General features: G+C 59.4%; 23 protein-coding genes. 9 read left to right on the top strand and 14 right to left on the bottom strand.

Annotation, left to right across the window (positions count from 1 at the left end):
- Window positions 1-76: 76 nt before the first annotated feature.
- The 3 genes from minE to ftsH all read right to left on the bottom strand — a co-directional run bounded on the left by minE (window position 77) and on the right by ftsH (window position 3,133).
- The gene (gene minE / locus EHF33_RS01345) at window positions 77-328 is read right to left on the bottom strand and encodes a cell division topological specificity factor MinE (protein WP_225429913.1); all 252 of its coding nucleotides are present in this window, start codon (window positions 326-328) and stop codon (window positions 77-79) included.
- A gap of 1 nt (window position 329) precedes the next feature.
- Window positions 330-1,130, bottom strand: coding sequence for a septum site-determining protein MinD (gene minD / locus EHF33_RS01340; protein WP_124867281.1), 801 nt, complete (start codon window positions 1,128-1,130; stop codon window positions 330-332).
- A 134-nt stretch (window positions 1,131-1,264) separates the two neighbouring features.
- Window positions 1,265-3,133, bottom strand: a complete 1,869-nt coding sequence (gene ftsH, locus EHF33_RS01335; RefSeq protein ID WP_124867280.1) for an ATP-dependent zinc metalloprotease FtsH — start codon at window positions 3,131-3,133, stop codon at window positions 1,265-1,267.
- Window positions 3,134-3,413: 280 nt separating this feature from the next.
- On the opposite strand from ftsH, the gene EHF33_RS01330 reads away from it, so the two are divergent.
- Together EHF33_RS01330 and EHF33_RS01325 are read left to right on the top strand one after the other, a co-directional pair.
- On the top strand, window positions 3,414-4,817 hold the full coding sequence (locus EHF33_RS01330; protein ID WP_124872676.1) for a tetratricopeptide repeat protein: 1,404 nt from the start codon (window positions 3,414-3,416) through the stop codon (window positions 4,815-4,817).
- A gap of 111 nt (window positions 4,818-4,928) precedes the next feature.
- A complete protein-coding gene (locus EHF33_RS01325) occupies window positions 4,929-5,147 on the top strand; it encodes a hypothetical protein (protein ID WP_124867279.1) in 219 nt (72 codons plus the stop codon).
- On the opposite strand, the gene EHF33_RS01320 is transcribed toward EHF33_RS01325, so the two are convergent.
- The 5 genes from EHF33_RS01320 to groES all read right to left on the bottom strand — a co-directional run bounded on the left by EHF33_RS01320 (window position 5,123) and on the right by groES (window position 10,245).
- Window positions 5,123-5,656 carry a DinB family protein gene (locus EHF33_RS01320; RefSeq protein ID WP_124867278.1) on the bottom strand — a complete coding sequence of 178 codons (534 nt, stop codon included), beginning with the start codon at window positions 5,654-5,656 and terminating at the stop codon, window positions 5,123-5,125. The genes EHF33_RS01325 and EHF33_RS01320 overlap by 25 nt on opposite strands.
- Window positions 5,657-5,660: 4 nt before the next feature.
- Window positions 5,661-6,647 (bottom strand): carbon-nitrogen hydrolase family protein, encoded by a 987-nt coding sequence (locus tag EHF33_RS01315; protein WP_206431592.1) that lies wholly within the window; start codon window positions 6,645-6,647, stop codon window positions 5,661-5,663.
- A 342-nt stretch (window positions 6,648-6,989) separates the two neighbouring features.
- Entirely contained in the window at window positions 6,990-8,000 is a 1,011-nt protein-coding gene (locus EHF33_RS01310) for a potassium channel beta subunit family protein (protein WP_124867276.1), read from the bottom strand.
- 229 nt (window positions 8,001-8,229) lie between these two features.
- Window positions 8,230-9,879, bottom strand: a complete 1,650-nt coding sequence (gene groL / locus EHF33_RS01305; protein WP_124867275.1) for a chaperonin GroEL — start codon at window positions 9,877-9,879, stop codon at window positions 8,230-8,232.
- Window positions 9,880-9,957: 78 nt separating this feature from the next.
- On the bottom strand, window positions 9,958-10,245 hold the full coding sequence (gene groES / locus EHF33_RS01300) for a co-chaperone GroES (RefSeq protein ID WP_124867274.1): 288 nt from the start codon (window positions 10,243-10,245) through the stop codon (window positions 9,958-9,960).
- Between the two features lie 329 nt (window positions 10,246-10,574).
- Here groES and EHF33_RS01295 point away from each other — a divergent pair, with 329 nt between their 5' ends.
- Genes EHF33_RS01295 through EHF33_RS01280 form a run of 4 tightly spaced genes read left to right on the top strand, consistent with a single transcriptional unit; the run spans window position 10,575 to window position 13,031 of the window.
- Window positions 10,575-11,180, top strand: a complete 606-nt coding sequence (locus EHF33_RS01295) for a GGDEF domain-containing protein (protein ID WP_124867273.1) — start codon at window positions 10,575-10,577, stop codon at window positions 11,178-11,180.
- The gene (locus tag EHF33_RS01290; protein ID WP_124867272.1) at window positions 11,177-11,797 is read left to right on the top strand and encodes a nucleoside deaminase; all 621 of its coding nucleotides are present in this window, start codon (window positions 11,177-11,179) and stop codon (window positions 11,795-11,797) included. Before EHF33_RS01295 ends, EHF33_RS01290 begins: the two co-directional genes overlap by 4 nt.
- Window positions 11,794-12,423 (top strand): deaminase, encoded by a 630-nt coding sequence (locus EHF33_RS01285; protein ID WP_164473377.1) that lies wholly within the window; start codon window positions 11,794-11,796, stop codon window positions 12,421-12,423. Before EHF33_RS01290 ends, EHF33_RS01285 begins: the two co-directional genes overlap by 4 nt.
- A complete protein-coding gene (locus EHF33_RS01280; protein WP_124867270.1) occupies window positions 12,420-13,031 on the top strand; it encodes a histidine phosphatase family protein in 612 nt (203 codons plus the stop codon). Before EHF33_RS01285 ends, EHF33_RS01280 begins: the two co-directional genes overlap by 4 nt.
- Here the strand turns inward: EHF33_RS01280 and EHF33_RS01275 are convergent.
- Window positions 13,028-13,495, bottom strand: a complete 468-nt coding sequence (locus EHF33_RS01275) for a nuclear transport factor 2 family protein (RefSeq protein WP_124867269.1) — start codon at window positions 13,493-13,495, stop codon at window positions 13,028-13,030. The genes EHF33_RS01280 and EHF33_RS01275 overlap by 4 nt on opposite strands.
- A gap of 53 nt (window positions 13,496-13,548) precedes the next feature.
- Window positions 13,549-13,983: a hypothetical protein gene (locus EHF33_RS01270; protein WP_124867268.1), complete on the bottom strand. Its 435-nt coding sequence runs from the start codon at window positions 13,981-13,983 to the stop codon at window positions 13,549-13,551.
- A 78-nt stretch (window positions 13,984-14,061) separates the two neighbouring features.
- Here EHF33_RS01270 and EHF33_RS01265 point away from each other — a divergent pair, with 78 nt between their 5' ends.
- Window positions 14,062-15,396: a deoxyribodipyrimidine photo-lyase gene (locus EHF33_RS01265; RefSeq protein ID WP_124867267.1), complete on the top strand. Its 1,335-nt coding sequence runs from the start codon at window positions 14,062-14,064 to the stop codon at window positions 15,394-15,396.
- A 145-nt stretch (window positions 15,397-15,541) separates the two neighbouring features.
- Here EHF33_RS01265 and EHF33_RS01260 read toward each other — a convergent pair whose 3' ends face one another.
- From EHF33_RS01260 to EHF33_RS01245, 4 genes are all read right to left on the bottom strand, one after another.
- Window positions 15,542-17,971 (bottom strand): cbb3-type cytochrome c oxidase subunit I, encoded by a 2,430-nt coding sequence (locus EHF33_RS01260; RefSeq protein ID WP_124867266.1) that lies wholly within the window; start codon window positions 17,969-17,971, stop codon window positions 15,542-15,544.
- A 2-nt stretch (window positions 17,972-17,973) separates the two neighbouring features.
- Window positions 17,974-19,221, bottom strand: coding sequence for a cytochrome c oxidase subunit II (coxB, locus tag EHF33_RS01255; protein WP_124867265.1), 1,248 nt, complete (start codon window positions 19,219-19,221; stop codon window positions 17,974-17,976).
- Window positions 19,222-19,407: 186 nt separating this feature from the next.
- Window positions 19,408-20,313, bottom strand: a complete 906-nt coding sequence (locus EHF33_RS01250) for a heme o synthase (protein WP_124867264.1) — start codon at window positions 20,311-20,313, stop codon at window positions 19,408-19,410.
- A complete protein-coding gene (locus tag EHF33_RS01245; RefSeq protein WP_124867263.1) occupies window positions 20,310-21,293 on the bottom strand; it encodes a COX15/CtaA family protein in 984 nt (327 codons plus the stop codon). Before EHF33_RS01245 ends, EHF33_RS01250 begins: the two co-directional genes overlap by 4 nt.
- Window positions 21,294-21,612: 319 nt before the next feature.
- On the opposite strand from EHF33_RS01245, the gene EHF33_RS01240 reads away from it, so the two are divergent.
- Together EHF33_RS01240 and panB are read left to right on the top strand one after the other, a co-directional pair.
- The gene (locus tag EHF33_RS01240) at window positions 21,613-22,095 is read left to right on the top strand and encodes a DUF420 domain-containing protein (RefSeq protein ID WP_124867262.1); all 483 of its coding nucleotides are present in this window, start codon (window positions 21,613-21,615) and stop codon (window positions 22,093-22,095) included.
- A gap of 44 nt (window positions 22,096-22,139) precedes the next feature.
- The gene (gene panB, locus EHF33_RS01235; RefSeq protein WP_124867261.1) at window positions 22,140-22,955 is read left to right on the top strand and encodes a 3-methyl-2-oxobutanoate hydroxymethyltransferase; all 816 of its coding nucleotides are present in this window, start codon (window positions 22,140-22,142) and stop codon (window positions 22,953-22,955) included.
- The last annotated feature ends 73 nt before the right edge of the window (window positions 22,956-23,028 follow it).

Genomic DNA, 23,028 nt, shown 5'->3' with positions numbered 1-23,028 from the left:
CCACGCCCCGCCCACCGAAAGCAAAAAGCCGCCCCCGAAGAAGCGGCCTCATGATGGTGAGGAAGGTCAGCCGATTTTAGCGAGGCTCTTTTTCCAGCGGGATGCTGGCCACCAGCATGATGCTGTCGCCGCGCTGCTCGACTTCGATGTTGCTGCCCTCAGTCGGAAAGTATTTTTTGACGACGGCCAGCAAATCTTCGCGTAGGGCGTCTACCTTGCCCGGCGCAATTTTGGCGCGATCATAGGCCAGCACCAACTCCAAGCGGTTCTTGAGTGTTTCTTTGGATTTTTTACGGCCAAAGCCCATACGTTCAAAAAAGGACTCCATATCACTTCACTCCAAATAAGCGGCGCAGTACGGCCATGAATCCCCGGTCTTCCTCCAGTTTGGGGAAAGGCAGGTCTTCGCCGCGCAGCCGCCGGGCGGTGGCCATAAAAGCCAGGCCCGCCTGAGTCGTTCCCAAGACCGCCGGTTCTCCAATGTTGGTGGACACCAAAATGCCTTCGTCTTCGGGAATGATGCCAATCGGCTTGACGCCCAAAATTTCCAACACGTCGGCTTCGCTGAGCATGTTGCCGCTGGCGACCATTTTGGGGCGCAGGCGGTTGATGACCAGGTTGATCTCGGTGATCTGCTGGGCTTCGAGGAGCCCGATGATGCGGTCAGCGTCGCGCACGCTGGAGACTTCAGGATTGACGACCACCAAAGCGCCCTGCGCCGGAGCTGCCGCCGTTTTGAAGCCGGATTCGATGCCAGCGGGCGAGTCGATGATTACCCGGTCAAACTGCTCTTCTTCAATCAGTTGCTTGACGGCTGCCTTAAAGATTTCAGGGTCGAGCGAGTCTTTGTCGCGGGTTTGCGAAGCAGGGAGCAAATACAAATTCTCCACCCGCTTGTCTCGGATCAGGGCCTGCTGAAGGCGGCACTTGCCCTCGATCACATCGATCAAGTCAAAGACCACCCGGCTCTCTAGGCCCATAACCACGTCGAGGTTTCTCAGGCCCACGTCCACGTCAATGACAACCACTTTTTCGCCGAGCTTGGCCAGCCCGACACCGACATTTGCAGTGGTGGTCGTTTTTCCGACTCCACCTTTTCCACTTGTGACTACGATGACCTTAGCATTCATTGCCGCACAGTCTAACGCCTGAGGGCGCTCGGCGTAACCAATCAAACAAAAATGACGGCCCAGTTCCCTTTGGAAAGCAAAAAGGCTGGCTCCTCACGTGGAGAAGCCAGCCTTTTTGCTTTAGAGGGTTGGGCTTAGTTTTTGCCGAGCGAGACGGGCGAGCGCAGATCGGGGTTGACGCGGGCCACCGCTTCGCGCACCACGTCGCCAGTGATCAGTTCTTTGCTGAGCAGTTCGCTGGCCACGTCATGCATCGCCTGAGCGTACTCGCTGACCAGCTGGCGGCTGCGCTCGTAGGCGGCCTGCAAGATGCGCTTGATGTCCTCGTCAACCAGTTGCGAGGTGTGCTCGGAAAACGCCTTGGGCTTGGCCATATCCTCGCCCAGAAAGACTGGGCCAGAATCGGTGGTGAGCGCCATGTTCTTGAAGTTCTCGCCCATGCCCCATTCCAGCACCATCCGGCGGGCGATATTGGTGCTCTTGCGGAAATCGTCGGCGGCTCCCGAAGTCACGCTGCCCATAAAGACTTCCTCGGCGGCGCGGCCACCCAGCGCCACGACCAGTTGGTTTTCGAGTCGCTCCTTGCTCATCAGCACCTGCTCTTCCGGCAGATAAAACGCTGCGCCGAGTGCGCGTCCACGCGGAATAATGCTGACTTTCTGGAGCTTGTCGCTGCCGGGAATTACGGCGGCGGTCACGGCGTGGCCCGCTTCGTGATAAGCGATGGCCTTTTTCTCGGCGTCGCTGATGGTGAGGGAGGAGTTTTCCAGGCCCAGCGTGATCTTGTCGAGCGCCCGGTAAAAATCGCTCATGTCGATCTGGGTTTTGGCGATGCGGGCGGCCTCCAAGGCAGCTTCGTTGACCACGTTCTTGAGGTCTGCGCCCGAGAAGTACGGAGTGCTCTTGGCAATTTCTTGCACGTCCACGCCACTGGTAAGGGGCTTGTTGCGCATGTGAACTTTAAGGATAGCCTCGCGCTCTTTGAGGTTGGGCAGATCAATGGTGACTTGACGGTCAAAGCGGCCCGGACGCAGCAAGGCCGAGTCGAGGACATCTGGGCGGTTGGTGGCGGCCAGCACGATCACCGAGGCATTCTTCTCGAAGCCGTCCATCTCAGAAAGAATCTGGTTGAGGGTCTGCTCGCGCTCATCGTGGCCGCCGCCGATGCCTGCACCGCGCTTGCGGCCAATCGAGTCGATTTCGTCGATGAAGATGATGGCGGGCGCACTCTTGCGGGCGTCTTCGAACAGCGTCCGCACGCGGCTCGCGCCGACGCCGACAAACATTTCCATAAACTCGGAGGCGCTCACCGAGAAAAACGGCACATCGGCTTCGCCGGACACGGCGCGGGCCATCAGGGTTTTGCCGGTTCCGGGAGGGCCGACCAACAGCACGCCCTTGGGGATTTCCGCGCCGATCTGGTGATACTTGGCAGGGTTCTTGAGAAAGTCGACCACTTCGATCAGCTCGCGCTTGGCTTCTTCGTGCCCAGCCACGTCAGTAAACTTGGTGCTGACCTTGTTTTCTTTGCCGTAGCGCTTGGCCTTGGACTGCCCAAACTGCATCACGCCGTTCTGACCGCCCTGAGCACGCATGAAAAAGAAATACATCATGCCGAACAACAGCAAGATCGGCAGGAACGTCGCCAGCAAGCTCAACCACTGGCTCGGCGCGGCGTAGCTGTAGCTCACGCCCTGCTGCTGGAGCTGGGCCGTCAGGTTGCTGTCGGGGGTTGCCGAGCTGTTGGGCAAGCGAACCTGGAACTCTTTGAGGGGCTTGTTCTGGGTAGTGTTGCCGGCATTGACCGCCACCGGCATTTCGGTTTTGAGGGTCACGTTGGCCACGTCGCCTGTCGAAACGACTTGAGCGACTTGGCCCTGACTCAACAGGGTCTTAAAGGTGCTGTAATCAACGGTGGAACGCCCACCGATCGGGGCGTTGGTGAACATCAGATACAGGGCCACAACAAACAATAAAATCAGCCACGGATTCAAACGCTTCAAGGGACTTCCTCCAAAAAAGGCAAAACAGGAAAGGGGTGTGTGGGACGACGAAATTTGGGTGAAATGTTCGCAGCATCTACGAGAGGGACACCCAGTGAATCTGAGTGTATCAGACTCAAGGTAAGGGTGTGTACGACATGTCCCGCTTGACGCTCAGCCCTTCTTTAGCTGCGCCGAAAAAACCTCACATGCTTTGGATTTGCAGCTGGAACGAGCCTCGCCGCAGCACTGGACATTCGTTTCTGCACGCCTGACCCGCCAAGCCTCTATGCTGAGGGCAATGATTGATCCCGCCTTCACTTGGCAGCAAGCCTGCGAAGCCCTGTCACAAGACGACTACGACGCGGCCTACCAGATTCTCGAAGCGGCCTACGCCGAGGCGGCCCGCCCCGAACGTGCGCGGGTGGCGCTGTATTTGGTGAGCTTGAGCAGCTTATACGGCGACTCCGGCAGCGAGGACATGCGGCGCGGCCTCTTGGAAGCCCGCACCCTCGCGCCCGCCCTGCGCGAAGACCCGCTGTATCTGGCCCTCAGTGCCGAACTCGACGCCCGCACGCGCGGCCCCGACGCCCAGCCGCCCAAGGTGGAGGCCCGGCACGCGCTCGACGCCCTGCCCCGTTTTCACGCGGCTTGCGCCCTGAGTTTGATGGAGCGGCCTGAAGAAGCGCTCGAAGTCTCGCCACCCGCGCCTGAATTGCCCATTCACCTGCGCTGGCGGCTCAGAAGCTGGCAAGCCGACGCCGAGGAGCAACTCGGCCACACCGACGACGCCACCGCGCTTTACGGCGAGGCGGCGCATTTGGCCCTCGGCATCAATAAAGCGGTGATGTGGCAAGAGCAGGCCGCGCTGCTGCTCCAGCAGGGTCTCAACGCCGAAGCGGGCGCGGCGCTCTCGCAGGCCCGGCCGCTTTACCGCACGCCGCTGCCGGAAGAAGAAAACTTGCACCTTGCCAGTTGGCATTATTTGCAGGCCCAAGTCGAAATGCAGGCCGGCGACCTTGACGACGCGCTGGGCAGCATCCAGAAAGCCGCCGAACTCGAAGCCCAGCAGAGCACACCCAGTTACGGCGTGGCGCTGGTGTGGGGGCAAATTCTGACCAGTCATGGTCAGCCCGAAGAAGCCCTGCCACTGTTTGAGCAGGCCTTCACACTGGCCGAGGACGACGAAAAGCCGTATGCCCTGCACGAACTCGGTGTGGCCCTGCTGGATTTAGACCGCCCGGTGGACGCCCGCGAAAAGTTGGAACAGGTGCTGAGCGTGCCGGACTACCCCTTTTTGGCCGAGGTGCTGGCCGACGTGGCCGAGTGCGATTACCGCTTGGGCCGCCTCAGCGAAGCCCAGCAGGAAGCCGAGCAGGCCTTGGCGCAGGGCGCGACCATTCCGGCGAGCTTGGTACTGGGCAGCGTGGCGCTGGATTATTACCACCTCGACGACGCCTTGGAGCACTACCAGCGCGTGACCCGTGAGGCCGCTCCGGCCAGCCGCGACTGGATTTTGGGGCACCAGATGGCCGCCGACGTGATGGCCCAGCAAGGCTTTCCCGATCCGGCGGCGGCTTACGCCCACGCTCAGCAGGCCTTGGAGCACACCGAGGTCAGCGACGATTGGCACGGCACCTTACAAGACCACTTGGCTAAGGCGGAGGCGCTGATGAGTGCGGGGAAGGGGCGGACACTGAATTAGGGAAGGGGTTGGTGGTGAGTGGGAAGTGGAGTAGAGACAAGCTCAGAGTGCTCGACTTGCGCCCAGCACTATTCCAGTGCCCCACAACCTTACTGTTTCTCAGTGATGAGCGTGAGCCAGCAGCTCAGAAAACTGCAAGGCCAGCAGGAACGTACCGCCGATGAGAAATACCCAGTTTCTGAAATGTTGAAGCCCTGCATTTCGCTGCTGATTGGCCGCGAAGGGCGGCTCGGCTGCGAAGCGGGGCAGTGCGCGCAGACCCACCCCGATGAGCAGCAGGGGCGCTATCCAATCCAAAATACCCATCAACTCAGTGCCAGCCTCGCCTGAGCCAAGTGGTGCCGCAGATGCCAGTCGTGTTTGTTCACGAGTTGCCATAAGTCCTGCGGCCCTTCTTGCGGATGCACGATTTGGCGGGTAAATTCGGTGCTCGACACGCCGCGCAAAAGGGCAACCCAGCGCAGATTGATCGCTTCGAGCAGTTCCAGCGCCGCGCTGACTGGCAAATCGGCGTCCGGCAGCGTCAGCGCGGCGTTCTGGTCAAAGGGGACGATCACGTAATTTTCTTGGGTCAGGCCCGACTTCAAGCGGCTCAGGCCATGCAGGTGCGCTTCGGCCACATGGTGGGCAAGCTGGCGGACATTCCAGCTGTCTTCACGGTAAGTGCGGGCAAGGTCGGTGGCGTTGCGTGCGCCGACGAGGCCGCGCCACTCGGCCACACTGCTCTCCAGCGAGGCGGCGAAGCGCTCCAAGCTGGCGGGCACGCGCTCCGAATCAGGAAGCTGCGGCAAAGGGCCAACCGGATAACGGGAAGCGTCAGGCTGAGGAGGCGTGGTCATACCTTTAGTGTATGGGGTCTTCGTCAAACTGGATGATGGCCTGACGGGCGCGGTTGACCCGCAAGTGGGTGATATCGGGGCGGCCATAGTGTCCGGCCACATCAAAGTTCTGGCGCTCCTCACGCACGTGGGTATGGTCTAGCGTCACCACGAACAAGCCTTCTTGCTCAGCCACCGGCTCCAGCAGCCAAGTGCCGTCCGGCGCAGCGACGGCGCTGCCTCCATTGCCAAAAAAGGAGCGGCCCGTTGCCAGCAGTTCTTCCCGAAACGGCGTGCCCGCTGGAATATCTTCAGGGCGCAGCAGACCGCTGACCGACACCACATACGAGCGGTTTTCCAAAGCGATAAAGCGGGTGATGTCGGGCGTGTTGTGCATTCCGCCGGGCCAGACCGCCACGTGCAGATCAGACCCCTGAGCGTAGAGAGCGGTTCGCAGCAGCGGTACCCAATTTTCGTAGCAGTTGAGACCGCCCACTTGAAACGCCCCCAGCGGATGCACCCGCAGGCCGTGACCGTCGCCTGCTGCCCACACGAGGCGCTCTTCATACGTCGGCTGGGTTTTGCGGTGAACCGAAGAGACTTCGCCGCGCTCATTGATGTAGACGAGCGAGCAATACAAGCTGTGGCCTCCCCTGTCGGGCGCACGCTCCATGACGCCCAGATACACGGCGATTCGGTGCTGATCGGCCAACTGGCACACCCCCGCCAGATCGCCGCGTTCGATGACCACACCTTGACTCAGATAATGGGCATACATCCGCTTCTGAGCCGGATCGTTGAACTTCGCGCCGCCTGTCAGTTCGACCCAGAACGGATAACCCGGCACCAGCGCTTCTCCGAACACCACCAGCTGACAGCCGCTCAAAGCCGCCTCAGCAATGAAGCCTTCCACCTTTCGCAACGTGGCTTCGCGGTCAAGCCAGACGGGAGCCATTTGCACCAGGCCGACGGTGAGTTGATCGGGCGATTGGAGAAGGTTTGGGGAAGTCATTGGCTCCATTTTAGCGGACGGCTGCTTAGCATGAGAAATGAAACGAAGCCTTGACTCGCCCGCCCAGCAGATCGCTTTTCTCGAGCGCTAACGATAAGCACACCCATTGAAAAACCTCAGCCAAGCGCTTGGGCACTTGCTGAGGCCTAAATAAATCGTATCTGATAAGCGGAGTGTCCTGGATCAACAGCGCAGCAGCATCAGCACGTCAACGGGATCTTGACCCCGCAGACGAGCGATTTCCACAGTCGACTTGATGCTCGTGTACACGGCGGCTCTCCCCTTCAACGCGAAGCCAGCAGCCTCTTACTCTCGACACAACGGCGCTCATCGGATACGGTTTTACTCGCTTGAGCCATACAAACGGGTTTCCTTGTTGCCCAGCGACGCATCGATGGCCGCCATCACCTCGTCGGTAAGCTGGGGGAGCAACTCGAGCGCGGAAAAATTCTCTACCACTTGCGTGACTTTGGAAGCGCCGGTAATCACTGAGCTTACATTCGGATTCTTGAGGCACCAGGCCAGAGCGAGCTTCGGCAAGGTCGTGCCCAGGTCGTCGGCAATCTTGGCCAGACCCCGGACTTTGACCAGCTTGGCTTGGCCTTCTTCACTCTCGATACTGGCTTTCAACCATTCGTAACCGGGCAGGTTAACGCGGGTGTCATTCGGAACCACATCATTGTACTTGCCGGTCAGAAGACCGCTCGCCAGCGGCGACCAGACCGTGGTGCCCAACCCGAGCGTGTCTGGGCGGTACAAGCGGTTGTATTCGACCTCGACCCGGTAGCGGGTGAGCATGTTGTATTGCGGCTGCTCCATGGTCGGGGGAATCAGGTTGTACTGGCGGGCGACGGCGTAAGCTTCCATCAATTCCTGCGCCGACCACTCACTCGTTCCCCAGTACAACACGTCACCGCGCTGGATCAATTCGGTCATGGCCCGCACCGTTTCTTCAATGGGGGTGGCGCGGTCTGGACGGTGACAATAGTACAAATCCAAGTACTCGCACTGCAAGCGTTCGATGGCCTGGTAGCACGCCTCGTAAATGTGCTTGCGTGAAAGTCCCCGCTGAGTCGGAGCTGGGTTCTCAACCGCGCCGCCGAACACTTTGCTTGAAACGATGTAGCTGTCGCGCCGCCAGCCTGCCTTGGCCAGGGCCTGACCCATGATGGTTTCAGCTTTGCCCCGAGCGTACACCTCGGCGTTGTCAAAGAAGTTACACCCGCGCTCATAGGCGGCGGACATCAGTTCCAAAGCGCCGTCCGCATCCAACTGCGTGCCGAACGTTACCCAAGCACCAAAGGAAAGTTCACTGACCTGCAAACCAGACTGGCCCAATCGACGATATTCCATAGTTGCACCTCGTTTTACACCCTAAGCCAAAACAGCACAGCTGTTCTTAAGCTCAGGTTTAATTCCTCGTGCTTCAGGCCCGCTCACAGCGCTCCGCTACGCTCTTAAGCCACCGAACCGCTCGCCGGTCTATCCTCCCGCGCGGAGACGCTCATCACATCCTTTCACACAAGCAGTACATGAAAAAGCCGGAGCATCACGCCCCGGCTTTCTCTTGAATCTATTGGGTTTAGAAGTCCATGCCGCCCATTCCGCCCATGTCGCCGCCGCCGCCGCCCTGACCCTGAGCTTGAGGCTTCTCGGGTTTGTCGGAAACGATGGCTTCGGTGGTCAGAATCAGTGCGCCGATCGAAGCAGCGTTCTGAAGCGCGGTGCGGGTGACTTTGGCCGGGTCGACGATGCCGGCGGCCACCATGTCGTCCACGTACTCGCCCGTCGCGGCGTTGAAGCCGAAGCGGGGCTTGTCGCTGTTGATGACGGCGTTGACGATAACGCTGCCTTCTTCGCCGGCGTTGATGGCGATCTGGCGGGCGGGTTCTTCCAGGGCGCGGATCAAGATGCGTGCGCCGGTGGCTTCGTCGCCGATCAAGCTCTCAGCGGCCTTGCGAACCGCAGGAATGACGCGCAGCAAGGTGGTGCCGCCGCCAGCCACGATACCTTCTTCCACAGCCGAGCGGGCCGTGGAGAGGGCGTCTTCGTAGCGGTGCTTCTTTTCCTTGAGTTCGGTTTCGGTGGCTGCACCGACGCGGATAACGGCCACGCCGCCGGCCAGCTTAGCGAGGCGCTCTTGCAGCTTCTCACGGGCATAGTCGCTGTCGGTGTTGTCGAGCTCACCCTTGATGGCGTTGACGCGGGCTTCGATCTCGCTCTGGTCGCCTGCACCGTCAATGATGGTGGTTTCGTCTTTGGTGATGCGGACGCGCTTGGCGCTGCCCAGCATTTCCAAAGTGGTGTTTTCCAACTTGTAGCCGAGGTCTTCGGTCACGAGCTGACCACCGGTCACGGCGGCAATGTCGCGCAGCATTTCCTTGCGGCGGTCACCAAAGCCTGGGGCCTTGACGGCGGCGATGTTCAGGGTGCCGCGCAGTTTGTTGACCACCAAAGTGGCCAGCGCTTCGCCTTCCACGTCTTCAGCAATGATGAGGAGTGGGCGGCCACTTTGCACCACTTTTTCCAAGATGGGCAGCAGGTCTTTGAGGTTGCTGATCTTCTTTTCGTTGATCAGGATGTAGGGGTCTTCCAAGACCGCTTCCATCTTCTCGGCGTTGGTGACGAAGTAGGGGTTGATGAAGCCCTTATCGAACTGCATGCCTTCCACGACGTCCACTTCGGTGTCAAAGCCCTTGGACTCTTCGATAGTGATGACGCCTTCCTTGCCGACTTTGTCCATCGCGTTGGCGATTTCTTGGCCGACGGTTTCGTCGTTGGCGCTGATGCCCGCGACTTTCTTGATGGCGTCGGAATCTTCGACTGGCACGGCCAGCTTCTTGATTTCTTCGATGGCGACCGCGACGGCTTTGTCGATGCCGCGCTTGAGGGCCAGCGGGTTCGCGCCGGCGGCCACGTTACGCAGGCCTTCTTTGACAATGGCCTGACCCAGCACGGTGGCGGTGGTGGTGCCGTCGCCGGTGATGTCGTTGGTCTTGCTGGCCACTTCTTTCAGAAGCTGAGCGCCGATGTTTTCCAGCTTGTCTTCCAGCTCGATTTCCTTGGCAACGGTCACGCCGTCTTTGGTAATGGTCGGGCTACCGAATTTCTTTTCGATGACGACGTTACGGCCACGGGGCCCGAGGGTGACTTTGACGGCGTTGGCGACAGCGTTGACGCCACGTTCAAGGGCGCGGCGGGCAGATTCATCAAATACGAGTTGTTTAGCCATGAGAGTGCTCCTTCAAAAAGCGGTGGAGAGGTTTACGGAGTTGAGATTGGTCAATGGTAATTGGGAAGGCGGAGCTACTCAGCCTTCGATGGCGAGCAAATCGCGCTCGCTGAAGAGGCTGTACTCTTTGCCGTCCAGCGTCACTTCGGTGCCGCCGTACTTGGCAAAGTGAACGGTGTCGCCCACGGAGACTTCCACGGCAACTTTAGTGCCGTTGTCGAGCGTTTTGCCGCTGCCGACCGCGATGACTTTGCCGCGCTGGCTCTTTTGCTTGGCGGTATCCGGCACGAACAGCCCACCGGCGGTCTTTTGCTCAGTTTCTTCAATAACTTCCACGAGAACACGGTCACCTAAAGGTTTCAACATAGAGTTCCTCCAAAAATTGATGTGATGTGCAGCGCTGAAACTTGGGCGCAAAGTTGCTCTCCGCTCAAAAGCTGACCAAGCGGCTTTTATAAAGCACTCTTCATCAAAATTTTAAGTGGGATGCACGACTTTTGCCGTCCCAGCGCTCATCCGACGTAAGTGACGTTACCACCAGACTCAGCCAAGTGTCAACCTCAGCAGTGCGGGAATCTGAGTGGGAAACGCTCAAGTTGCGGCTGGCGGGCCTCGAAAGCTCTGTATGTAGGTAATTGACAATAATATCAAACATATATATGTTATAGAGACATATGTAAGACGGAGGTACTTTTATGGCCCGCCCACCGATCCTCAGCCGCAGCGAATTTGAAAAGACTATGCAGCAGCTCTCCGGCGTACCGCTGACGCTCGGCCTACTCGACATCGACCACTTCAAGCAGCTCAACGATTCGCTCGGTCACGCTGAGGGAGACAGGGTGCTGCGGCAAGTGGAGCGCTTGCTGTCGGGCAGCATTCCGGCGGGCAGTTCGGTAGCGCGGCTGGGCGGCGACGAGTACGCCATCATCTTGCCGGAAAGCGCCAGCGAGACGGCCCTGATCTTATTTGACGAGATTATCAAGCACTTTCAGATCAACCGCGAAAGCGAGTGGCCGCGCAGCCTCAGCTTGTCCGTCGGCATCGCTTCGCGCCCGGCGCACGCCGAAAGCAGCTCCGACTTGCAGCGGGCCGCCGACGAAGCGCTGCTGCGGGCCAAGCGCGAGGGGCGCGGGCGGGCCTGCATTTACGTGGACTCCAAGATGGTTCTCAAAAGCAACTACTACCCCAAAAGCCAACTGGAGCGCCTCGCCAAGCTGGCATCCGCCCACAGCCGCACCGAGGCGAGCTTGCTGCGCGAGGCGCTCGATGATTTGATCGAGAAGAACCGGGGAGCGCTGTGACGCTGCGGGCGCAACACTGGCAAACCGTCATGCAGGAAGCCTGGGAGGCTTATCTGCACGGCTCATACCCGATTGGCGCGTGTGTGGTGGACGAGAACGGCATTGTGCTGACAAGCGGGCGCAACCGCTTGGGCGAAGAACGGCGGGTGGATCAGCTGATTTCTGGGCATCGCCTTGCCCACGCCGAGATCAACGCGCTGCTCAGTCTGCCGGAGATGAGCAGCCAAGCCTCGCGCCGCCTGATGCTCATTTCCAGCGTAGAGCCTTGCCCGATGTGCTTGGGGGCCATGCGAATGCAGCGTATCAACACACTGGCTTACGCCGCTGCCGACGCCTACGCCGGACACACCGACGCGCTGAGCAGCACTTTTTATTTCAGCCAAAAGGCCACCGAAGTTCACCGCGCTCCACCTGAAGTCGAACAGTTTTGCGCCGTGCTGCTGCTGACTTTTTTTCTGGACGGCGAGATGCTCCGAGAGCACGGTTTCTTCAAGATCAACCAGGAAAAACAACCGCAACACTTTGAGCGGGCGCTGAAGCTGCATCAGGACGGCACGTTAAAGCGGTTATGGAAACAGCAATCCGACTTGGCAACAGCTCTGGAGGCGCTGGCGTGAGCGCTTACAGCGATTTGTCCCCCGGCTGGCAAGCGGCCTGGGCACAGGGCTGGGAAGCCTACCAAACCGGCAACAAGGCCATCGGCGCGGCCATTGTAAATGAGACGGGCGAGGTGCTGGCGGTGGGCCGCAACCGCACGCGGGAAGCGCGGCAGGTCAATGGGGTGATTTCAGGCTTTGATCTGGCCCACGCCGAGGTCAACGCCCTGCTCAGTCTGCCCAAAGTCAGCTGCGAGGAAGGCCTCACCCTGACGCTGCTCACCACCATAGAGCCTTGCCCGCAGTGCGCCGGAACACTGGTAATGAGCCAAGTCCGGCGGCTGAGCTACGCGGCGGCTGATCCTTGGGCGGGCTGCGCTTCGCTGTTGAGCGAGAATGCCTATATGGCCAGCAAGCGCGTCGCCGTGTCGCGTGGGCCGAGCGACCTCACGCGGGCAGCACAGGTTCTCAATGTGCTGGAAGAACTGGCTGCCGGAACCTTCAGTGGCCCTTTTCGAGAGCGTTTTGAATTGGCAGTGCCGGACGCGGTGCGGGTGGCCGAGCGACTTCATGCGGCGGGAACCGTTTCCAAACTGTGGAGTCCCGAAACGGCTTACCTTCAACTTTTACAGGAGCTTCAACCGTGACCAGCCACCTTCAGTTGACCCTCCTCCGACATGGCCGCAGCCGCGCAGACGACGAAAATGTGCATGAAGGCCGCTACGACTCACCGCTGACCGAAGCGGGGCGGACGCAGGCGCAGAAGCTGGCCGCCTACTGGCAAGCCAACCTGCCGCAGTTTGAAGCAGCGATCTGCTCCAGCCTCAGCCGCGCCCACGAAACGGCTCAGATCGTGTGCAGGCCGCTGGGCCTGACGCCGCAAGTCAGTCACCTCTGGCGCGAATGGGACAACGGGCCACTGGCCGGAATGAAGCATGAGGAAGCCGAGCAACGCTATCCCATGCCCGCTTTTCGTCACGACCTCTCCCCTTTTACCGCTGACGGCGGTGAGTCGCAGGCCCAAATCCGGGCAAGGGCGCTGACGGCGCTCCATGAGCTGTGGGCCATGCCATTGTCAAACATATTGATCGTCTCGCATGGCGGCTTTCTCAACTCGGTGCTGCGCGAGCTGATTGGCTCAAATCACGCTTGGTTCGAGTTTGGCGACACCGGATTTGCCCGCCTGCGCCTCTCGCGGGAAAGCCACACGGTGAGAGTGCTCAGCGTCAACGAACAGCCGCACATCGCACATTAGCGGCGGTTGAGCTGACTCTTTGCCCGTTGCCGCTGCAAGGCGTTGACCAGACGGGTGATGACCAGCACTGCGCCCGCTATGCCGTGTGGCCCGTACGGTTCATAAGCCTGCAGGCGGGTGATTTTACCGGCGTGCATCTCCACCGCGAACATCTGCGGAAAGCGCAGGTGCATCCCCACCTTCAAAATGTGGTGGGTGGCGACCTCCACGGCAGCACTGTGGCCGTCTTGGGCAAAGTAGATCTGCTCAATAGGAAAGCCAAATTGCCGCATACTCCCAAACCCCCAGCGCAGCCCCGCTTCGATTTCAGCTTTGCCGCGCATGGTCGGGTTGGGATAGTGCGGATCGGCCATCACAGCGTCATCTGCAAACATTGCCAGGGTCGCTTGCAAGTCTTTACGCTCCACTGCACCAAACATCTGCCGAATTGAGCGCTCTAGCTCAGGAGAGCTGGAAAGAGTCATTCTTAATTCTACAGCTGAAAATGTTACGGCCCATACCTGCCACTAAGAGCTGTTCAGCTCAAGCGGCAAGTCATCAGCACTTCGTAGTTGTTCACGCCCGCTTTTTGCCGCCCCACGAACTGTTGACCGCTCAACACACCCGACAAAGTACTTTGCGAGTTGGAGAAGTAGCCCAACCGCGCTTTCTTGAAAATCAAATCCACGCCCGCATAACTCTCGGTGTGGTCGCTGACATTCAGAATCAGGTTGAAGTTGGAGCCGTCTGCGACCCGCCGCCCGTAAACCCAAAACGATTTATCACCCGCTTCCGTCAGCACGCCCGCAATTTCGCTCGTTTGCGGATCAATATTGGCCGAGAGTTTGAACGTCACCTGAGTCAGTGTGCCGGAGCGCGTGCCAGTGCAGTTGAGGGCCGGTGGGCCGCTGCTCAGGCGAGGAGCGCAGGACACGAGGGTGAAGATCAGAGTCACCGAGAGCAACCGTTTCATTGCGCTGATTCTAAATCAGAACCTGAGGTCAGAGCGCTGGCCTACGTTTGCTGCCCGAGTGGCCCGCTAGAAAGAAGCATGATTCAGCAGCAGCGCCTTCAAACCCTCAAAACAGGTACGCCCGGCGGCGGCCAGTATGTTCTGTACTGGATGCAGGCCTCGGTGCGGACAACGTTTAATCACGCGCTGGAGTACGCCATTGAGCAGGCCAACGAGCTGGAGCAGCCGCTGATCGTGGCTTTCGGTCTGACGCCCAGTTATCCGGAAGCCAACCAGCGAAGCTATTTATTCCTGCTGGAGGGTCTGCGCGACGTGCAGCACAACTTGGAGCAGCGCAAGATCGGCTTCGTCATGAAGTTCGGCCACCCGCCCGAAGAAATGCTCAAGCTGGCTCAGCAGGCCAGTTTGGTCATCACCGACCGGGCGTACCTGCGCCCCTCCCGCGACTGGCGCACCTGGCTGGCTGATCAATTGAAAGTACCGCTGATTCAGGTGGAGAGCGACGCGGTGGTGCCGATTGAAACCACTTCCGGCAAGCAGGAATGGGCTGCCCGCACCATCCGCCCCAAGCTTCATAAATTGATGGACGGGTTCTTGGTAGCGCTGGAACCGCGCACCATCAAAGTGCCGTCGCTGGCCCTGCTGGACGGTGTGGACGTGAGCGACCCGCAACAGGTTTTGGCTGGACTTGATATTGACCGCAGTGTGCTGCCCGGCGAGGAAAGCGGCGGTGAGGACGCGGCCCAAGCGCGGCTAACACAGTTCATTACAGGTGGCCTACAACACTACGACGAGCGGCGCAACAACCCCTTGTTAGACGGCGCGTCCAGACTCTCGGCTTATTTGCACTTCGGCCACCTCTCCCCCATCGACGCGGTGCTGCGGGCACGCGAGCAGGGCGGCGCGGGCTTGGACGCCTTCGTGGAGGAGTTGGTGGTGAGGCGCGAACTGAGTTTCAATCTGTGCTTTTACAACCCGCAATACGACCAGTACGCCGGGTTGCCCGATTGGTGCCGCAAGACGCTGGCCGAGCAGGAAAGTGACGAGCGCGAGTACCTTTACACCCGCGACGAGTTGGAGGCTGCCCAGACCCACGACCCGTACTGGAACGCCGCGCAAAATCAGATGGTTCGCACAGGCCGAATGCACAACTATCTGCGAATGTACTGGGGCAAGAAGGTGTTGGAATGGTCAGAGACGCCGCAGCAAGCCTACGAAGTGCTGGTCTACCTCAACAACAAATACGAAGCCGATGGCCGCAACGCCAACAGCTACGCGGGCATCAACTGGGTGTTCGGTACCCATGACCGCCCCTGGGCACGTCGCCCCATTTTCGGCACAGTGCGCTATATGGTCGCTGGCGGACTCAAGCGCAAATTCGACGCCGACGCTTACGCGAAGAAGTGGGCGTGAATGGCAGCAAATTTAAATTTTAAATAGCCTATGCATTTTTGGCTTGTTCCCAAGCGTCTGTCGTGGTGAAATGAGCAAATCTATTTCAGCCTATCCAACAAAAAAGCGGCCCACTCAGGAGCCGCTTCTTTTTATTTTGTTTCCGCTACCAAGCGTAGAAGATCGCCATGATGAACAGCCAGACCACATCCACCAAGTGCCAGTACATGCTGGCGGGCACGAGGGAGCCGTGATTGGTTTTATCAATCTTGCCGGTCATGTACTGGTAGTACGGCAGGGCCACGCCCACGCCGCCGATGATGATGTGAAGGCCGTGCAACCCGACGATGATAAAGAAGCAGGTCTGCCAGAGGTTCTGCATCCAGTTGCTCTCGGAGCCGAACAACGAGAACTCGTAGACCTGGAAGATCATAAAGAACGCGCCCAGAATCAGGGTAATCAGCAAACCCAGGCGGCCCCGGCTGAGGCGGTGGTGGTGCAGGTCTTGCTCGGCTTTGTGAATCACGAACGAGCTGCTCACCAGAATTAAGGTGTTGAGCGCCGCCAGCCAGATGCTCGGACGGGTGATGGGCGGTATGGCATTGCCCACGACGCGCAAGTACACATAGCCAGCGATCAGCACGCCGAACAAGCCGACTTCAGAGATGATGAACCAAGCCATGCCCATAAAGCCGTTGCTGTACTTGGTCAGGGTATGGTGCTCCACCGGCACGTCGTATTCGGGCGTTCCGGCCCACTTGAACAGCGAGTACAGGAAGAAAGGAATGCTCAGGTACAAGATGATGCTGGCGAGTTGGTTGGGCGTTTGCGCCGCTGAAGGACTCCAACTGGTGAACCACCCGAATGAGAGGCCGTAACCCATCAGCGCGAAGGCGAGCGCAGTCATAAACGGCCAAACGGTGCTCTGCGGCAAGTGAATGCTGCTCGGATCAACCGGAATCAGCTTGTCGCCGTTCTTTTCCCAGTCGTAGAGGGGGCGCTCGGTGGGGAAAGTGGTGGGGAAGTCGTGGGCGAAATCGTAGTCTTTAGGCGGGCTGTCTGCCGTCCATTCCAGCGTGAAACCGCCCCAGGGGTTGGCCGAGGCCGTCGCCGGACGACGCCAGCTCTGATACATGTTCCAGACCCACACGACGCCGCCGATCAGCAACACCAGTGCGCCGAGCGTGGAGATGAAGTTGAGTTCATTCCAAGCAAAGTTGCCTGCCGGGTAGGTGTAATACCGGCGGGGCATGCCGAGCAGTCCCAAGATGTACTGCGGCATAAAGGTCATCCACGAGCCGACCATAAAGAGCCAGAAGTGCCACATCCCCAACTTCTCGTCAAGGAAGCGCCCGGTCATTTTGGGCCACCAGTAATACAGGCCGCCCATCGCCAGGAACGCCGTGCCGAACATCATCACGTTGTGGAAGTGGGCCACCACGTAATAACTCATGGTGACTTGATAATCGAACGGAATCAGACCCAGCGAAACGCCCGTGATGCCGCCGATCAGGAAGTTAAAGATGAAGCCGATCAACCAGTAGGTAGGCGTCTTCATAATGATTCGCCCGCCCCAGAGGGTGCCGATCAAGTTAAAGAGCTTGACGCCAGTAGGCACAGCGACCACCATCGTCGCCACCATAAAGGCAATCTGCCACGTTTCGGGAACACCGATGGCGAACATGTGGTGCAGCCACACCAGCAGTGACACCATGGTGATGCCCAGCAGCGAGTAGACCATCACACGGTACCCGAACATCGGCTTGCGGGCCATTGTGGAGGCGATCTCTGCACCAATCCCGAGGTAAGGCAGCAGCATCACGTACACGGCGGGGTGAGAGTAGAACCAGAAAAACTGCTGCATCAGCACCGGCACACCGTTGATGCCGGGGTTGAACATGCTTAGACCGACCTTGAGGTCAAGGTAAGTCACCAGTGCGGCAGCCGTCAGGCCGCCCAGAGAGACGAGCTGCAAAATTGAAGTGGAAAAGATAGACCACACGAAAATCGGCATCTTCCACAGGCTCATGCCGGGAGCACGCATGTTGACGATGGTGGCCGCAAAGTTGGCCGATCCGAGTAGTGAGGCGATACCGTTCAGGATCAGGGCAACCATCAGCACGGTCACACCGGTTTGGTTGGCGTCCACCGACAGCGGGTAATAAAATGTCCAGCCGACGCCGGGAACGCCCCCGTGAAACAGGCCGGTCAAAATCAGGATCATGCTGAACATGAACAGCCACACCGCGAAGTTGTTGAGCCTCGGCAGCGCCACGTCGCGCACGCCGAGTTGCAGCGGCACGAACCAGTTGCCGAATCCGAACAGCCCAATCGGAATCAGGAAGAAAAAGATCATGATGGCCGCGTGGGTGGTCAGCACTTGGTTGTAGACGTTGCCGACCAGCAGGGTGTTGTTGGGCACCGCCAGTTGCAAGCGGATGAGCACCGCCAAGATGCCTGCAACTGCGAAACCGATGATGGACGTGCCGATATACAGCGTGCCGATTTTCTTGTGGTCGGTGGTGGTCATGTAATCCCAGATGACCGCGCCGATGCCGGGTTTCTCTGACGAATGAGCGGGCGCTTGAACTGCCATGCTTATTTGCCTCCATTCATGGCCGTGCTGGCCGAAGTGATCGCGTTCACGCTGGACGGAGTGGGATTTTGCGCGGCGGGAACTGGTGCGTCCGGCACCAGCGCCGAAATTTTCATCCAGTAATTGCCTTCATCCGGAAGCTGCAAGGTCTTGAGATACGCTTCCAAGTCGGTCAACTCCTGATCGGTGAGGGTGGGGTAGCCCTGGGTCGAGCCGTCGTAGTGCGGCATGACGCTGCCGGGTTTGATGCTGCTCGACGCCTTGATCCACTGGTGAAGGTGGGTATCCACGTCCGCACCTTCCCAAACGCCCGCGCCGAGGGTGCGCCGCGAACCGAAAAAGCTCAAGTCGGGGCCGGACTGCCCGGCGGCGGCGGTGCCCTGAACACGGTGGCAGGCCGCGCACGCGCCAGCACCTCCTTTGCCCTGCATAAAGATGGTATAGCCGGCTGCCGCCGCCGTGCCTGCCGCCGCCACTGGGGCCTTGTACGCCTGAGCGGCACTGACAAACTGCTGATACTCCGCTTCCGGCAAAGCAATCACTTTAAAGCGCATGTTGGCGTGTGAAGCGCCGCACAACACGGTGCAGTTGCCCTGATAAACACCAGCTTTGTCGTTGTCGATTTGCCAAGTTTTCTTGACGCTGGGAATGGCGTCGCGCTGACCGCCGAGGTTGGGAACCCAGAAACCGTGAATCACGTCGCGTGAAGTGGCGGTCACAGCAATTTTGGTTTTGGACGGCACGATCATTTCGTTGCCGTTGGTGACCAAGCCCGTACCCGCCGCCGCGTCGACTTTGACGTTGGGGTACTCGAAATTCCAATAAAACTGCGCCGCCACTGCCGTGACCGGGTAAGCGCCGGCGGGCGTGGGGTTGAGCCGCGCCATCGCCCGCACCGTAAGCAGCGCCAGCACAATTACGATCACCACAGGAACAGCCACCAACGTCACTTCGAGGCGGTTGTTGCCGTGAAACTGCGCGGGGGCCGCGTCGTTTTTGTCTTCGCGGAACTTCTGGACAGTGTAAAACAGTGCCCACGACACGCCGACGAAAATAATAATCGAAATGACGATGGCCCAAAGAGCCAACCAGAACATCTCGCGGTTATAGCCCGAGGACAAATCGCCAATCGAGAGCGATTGGTTAACCTGCTGCCCCAAAGCCGAGCTGGAAAGCAGGGCCAAACCAAGAGCGGTCTTGGCGGCGCGGCTGGGCCGCCAAGCGGCACGGCAAAATAAGCTATTCAACATCACTCCTTGTCATAGATGCAGTTTAGGGGGTTTTGAACGTGAGCGGTAAGCCTTGGCCCGTGAACCGGGGACGAAGTGGAGGAAAGTCTACCGAACCTAGACTGCCGAACTCAAAGCTGTTTCCGGCCTCCAGCATAAAACTTTTTGGGGCAGTGCCCACGGGAACGTTGTGCAAAAGGCGTTGCCTCACACAAAGATCACCCGGTCTAGAGCGGCGGCCAAAAACAGCAACGCCAAATACAGCATCGAGAACAAGTAGAGCGGCAAGGTGTTTTTGCGCTCGATCTTGTTGCCCTTGACCACATGAATGCGCAGCTTCCATGCCAGCCAGAGTTGCCAACTGCCCAGCAGCAGCGCCGAAATCCCGTAGATCCACGACACTTCCCGCAGCAAGATCGGCATTAGTGACAACACCAAGGTGTAAATGGCGTACAAAAAAGTCTGTTCGACGGTCAGTCGGTCGCCGTGAACCACCGGCAACATCGGAATGCCCACCGCTCGGTATTCGTCTTTGATCATCAGCGCCAGCGCCCAGAAGTGAACTGGCGTCCAGAAGAAGATGATGGCAAACAAAAACCACGCGAACAAATTGAGATCGCCCGTGACGGAGGCCCAGCCGACCAGCGGCGGAAACGCGCCCGCCGCGCCGCCCAGCACGATGTTGTGCCAGGTGGTGCGCTTGAGCCACAAGGTGTAGACAAACACGTAAGTCGAGAATCCCGCCAGACTCATCAGCGCCGCTACCGGGCTGGCCAGCGTCCACAGCGCCACGAAGGACAAGGCTTGCAGCGCCGCGCCGAAGACAAAGGCTTGGCGACTGGAGATCAGGCCGCTGCTGGTGGGGCGCTTGGCGGTGCGGGCCATTTTGATGTCGATGTCGCGGTCGATGATCATGTTGAAGACGCCCGCCGACCCCGCCGACATAAAGCCGCAGACGCCGACCAGCAGCAGCGGCCACAGCCCCGGCCAGCCCCGCGCCGCCATAAACATGGCCGCCAATGTTGTCCACAACAGCAAGCTGATGACTTTGGGTTTGGTCAGCGCCAAATAATCGCGCCAGGTTGCCCGACGCGCCGCACCTAAGGTGGTCACGCGCTCGCCGCCTTCAAAGTGACGCGCCGCATCGGTTGGGTCACGAGGGCCGAGTACACCACCATCACGGTGATCAGCCACATCAAGCAGGCGAACAGCAGGTGAATGATCTGCATGGTGCCGGGCGCTTTGAGAGCGACATTCAGCACGCCGATCAACATTTGCGCTCCGATCACGCCGTAAAGCGCGTAGCTCCAGCGCTGGGTCATGGGATTCAGGCGCTCGCGCAGCACCCGCCCCGCGAACCAAACCAAGTAAGCGCAGACCACCAGCGCCAGCGCCGGATGAATCACCCGCAGGTTTTCGATGATGGAAGCGGTGGCCCCGAAATCGCGCTTGACCGTGTCGATCGGGGTGCCGGGTGCCGGAACGAACAACTTGTCGCCCAGCGCCGTGACCGCGCCCGCCATGCCCAGCAGCAGCATCAGTACGGTGGCCAGCGGACTGCCCCAGCTCAGCCATCCTTGACTCCGCAGGGTAAAGCGCGGCGCACCGCCCGCCCACAGCGCGGTAAGCAGCAGCGCCCCCAGCAGCAAAAAGGTATTGGCGAGGTGCAGACCCTGCACAAAGCCGCGTGCCGGATCAGTGCTTCCCGCCGTCAGGCCCAGCAAGACTTGCACGCCGCCGATGACGCCTTCAAACAAAATCAGGCCCAGCGACCAGACCGCGCCGAGCCGGGCCGGATGGCCGCGCTTGGTGGCAAAAAATGCCAACGCCACCACCGCGATGGCCAGCAGGCCGCTCAGCGAACTGCTGCCCCTGTGGCTAAATTCCACGACGCGCTCCAAGGTAAACGAACGCGGAATCACCTGACCGTCGCACAGCGGCCAGTGGGCTCCGCAGCCCGCCCCGGAACCGCTGATCCTCACATAAGCGCCCCATAAAATCACCAATACATTGTAGGCCAGCGCGGCCCAACTCAGGCCGACCAGCACCTTAACGGCCTGCGCCTTTCCCGCTCCAGCTTTGCCCTGCTCCACAACCCTTCTCAAGCCCTCTCACCTTTCTTCCTTTGCCGCTCAGGCTTCCGCGCTTGCCTCTTGAGTTGACCTTGCGAACTCAGTCGTTGCCTGCTCAATGTGGGCGAGAACGGAAAATGGATTCTCAAACGCTCGTTGACCGTAGTTTAGGAGAAGTGACGGCAGGGCAGTGGGTACAATTGTCCTCAGCAAGATCTCAGAAAAACCGCTCTGGGACGTCAAATTTTGAGTTTGGGATGTTTGCCCGACTGATGGACTGAACGCCTGAGTCAGCAAATGACCCTGTGCGGCTCAGACGCGCCTCCCTAGAATGCCCCTCATGGCTTCTATTATTAATCAGTGGGCAGTGATCTGCATTGTCCTCAGCGGCGTCGCGCTGGTGGTGGGCGTCACCTTTATTCGGCGCGGCAACCGCGAACTGCACATGCGCTTTATGTTGCTGGCCAGCGGACTGGCCACCCTCTTCCTAATTCTTTACCTGACCCGCTTGGGCCTCGGCTACGAAAAGAAATACACCGGCCCGGAAGCTTGGCGCTCAGCTTACTTCGTTCTACTGGTTACCCACATCTTCATGGCCGCGCTCAACGTTCCTTTGGCACTTGGAGCGCTCTACTGGGCTTACAGGGGCATCAAGTCGGCGGGCAGCCTCAGTCAAGTGGACAGCGTCCCCGCCGCCCGCGCCGCCTTCGACACCCACCGCCGTTGGACACGCTGGACGGTACCGGTGTGGCTTTATGTGGCGGTGACCGGCTGGATCATCTATCTGGTGCTCGACCGCTTCGGGCAGCTCAGCTTGAGGTAGGCGCAGCCCGCTTCAGGCCGCTACAGACCTGTTAGCCTTCAAGCATGAAACTTACCTTGCCCGAACTGATTCGCGACACGCCGTTGGTGATGGTCACGGCTTATGACTACCCCGGCGCACAGCAGGCCGAGCGGGCCGGAATGGACCTGATCTTGGTCGGCGACAGCCTCGGTAACGTCGTGCTTGGCTATGACAGCACCGCGCCGGTCACACTCAGCGACATCATCCACCATGCCCGCGCCGTGCGTAGGGGTGCGCCGGAGACCTTTTTGGTGGCCGATTTGCCGTTCGGCACTTACCACACCAGTTTGCAAGACACCATGCGGGCGGCCATCAAGGTGATTCAGGAAACTGGAGCCGACGCCATCAAAGTCGAGGGCGCGTCACCAGAGGTGCTGGAGGCCATCACGGTGCTGAGCCGCAACGGCATTCCAGTGATGGGCCATGTGGGCCTCACGCCGCAAACCGAAGTTTCGTTGGGCGGGCGCAAAGTGCAGGGCCGAGACGAAATCGGCGCTCAGAAAATCGTGCAGGCCGCTCTCGCCGTAGAAGCGGCAGGAGCTTTCGCAGTGGTGCTGGAAGTCATTCCGGCGCGGCTGGCCCGACTCATTACCGAAAAGCTCGGCATTCCCACCATCGGCATTGGCGCGGGGCCGTACTGCAAAGGTCAGGTACTGGTGTATCACGACGTTCTGGGCGTTTACGATAACGAAAAGAAAATTGCCAAACGTTACGCTGAACTCGGTCAACTGGCCACCGAAGCCCTCAAGCAATACGCCGCCGATGTCCGAGAAAAGAACTTTCCAACTAAAGAAAACAGTTTCATCATAAAAGACGAAGTATTAGATCATTTGTACTGATGCTCCGAGAAAAGAAAAGCACCTGCCCAATAACTGGTAGGTGCTTTTCTTTATTTTGTAGCTTTGGTGAACT

It is taken from the genome of Deinococcus psychrotolerans, assembly GCF_003860465.1.
In the GTDB taxonomy this organism is placed as follows: Bacteria; Deinococcota; Deinococci; order Deinococcales; family Deinococcaceae; genus Deinococcus; species Deinococcus psychrotolerans.
The sequence above is the reverse complement of the archived record's forward strand: the minus strand, read 5'-3'. Positions and strand labels throughout refer to the sequence as shown.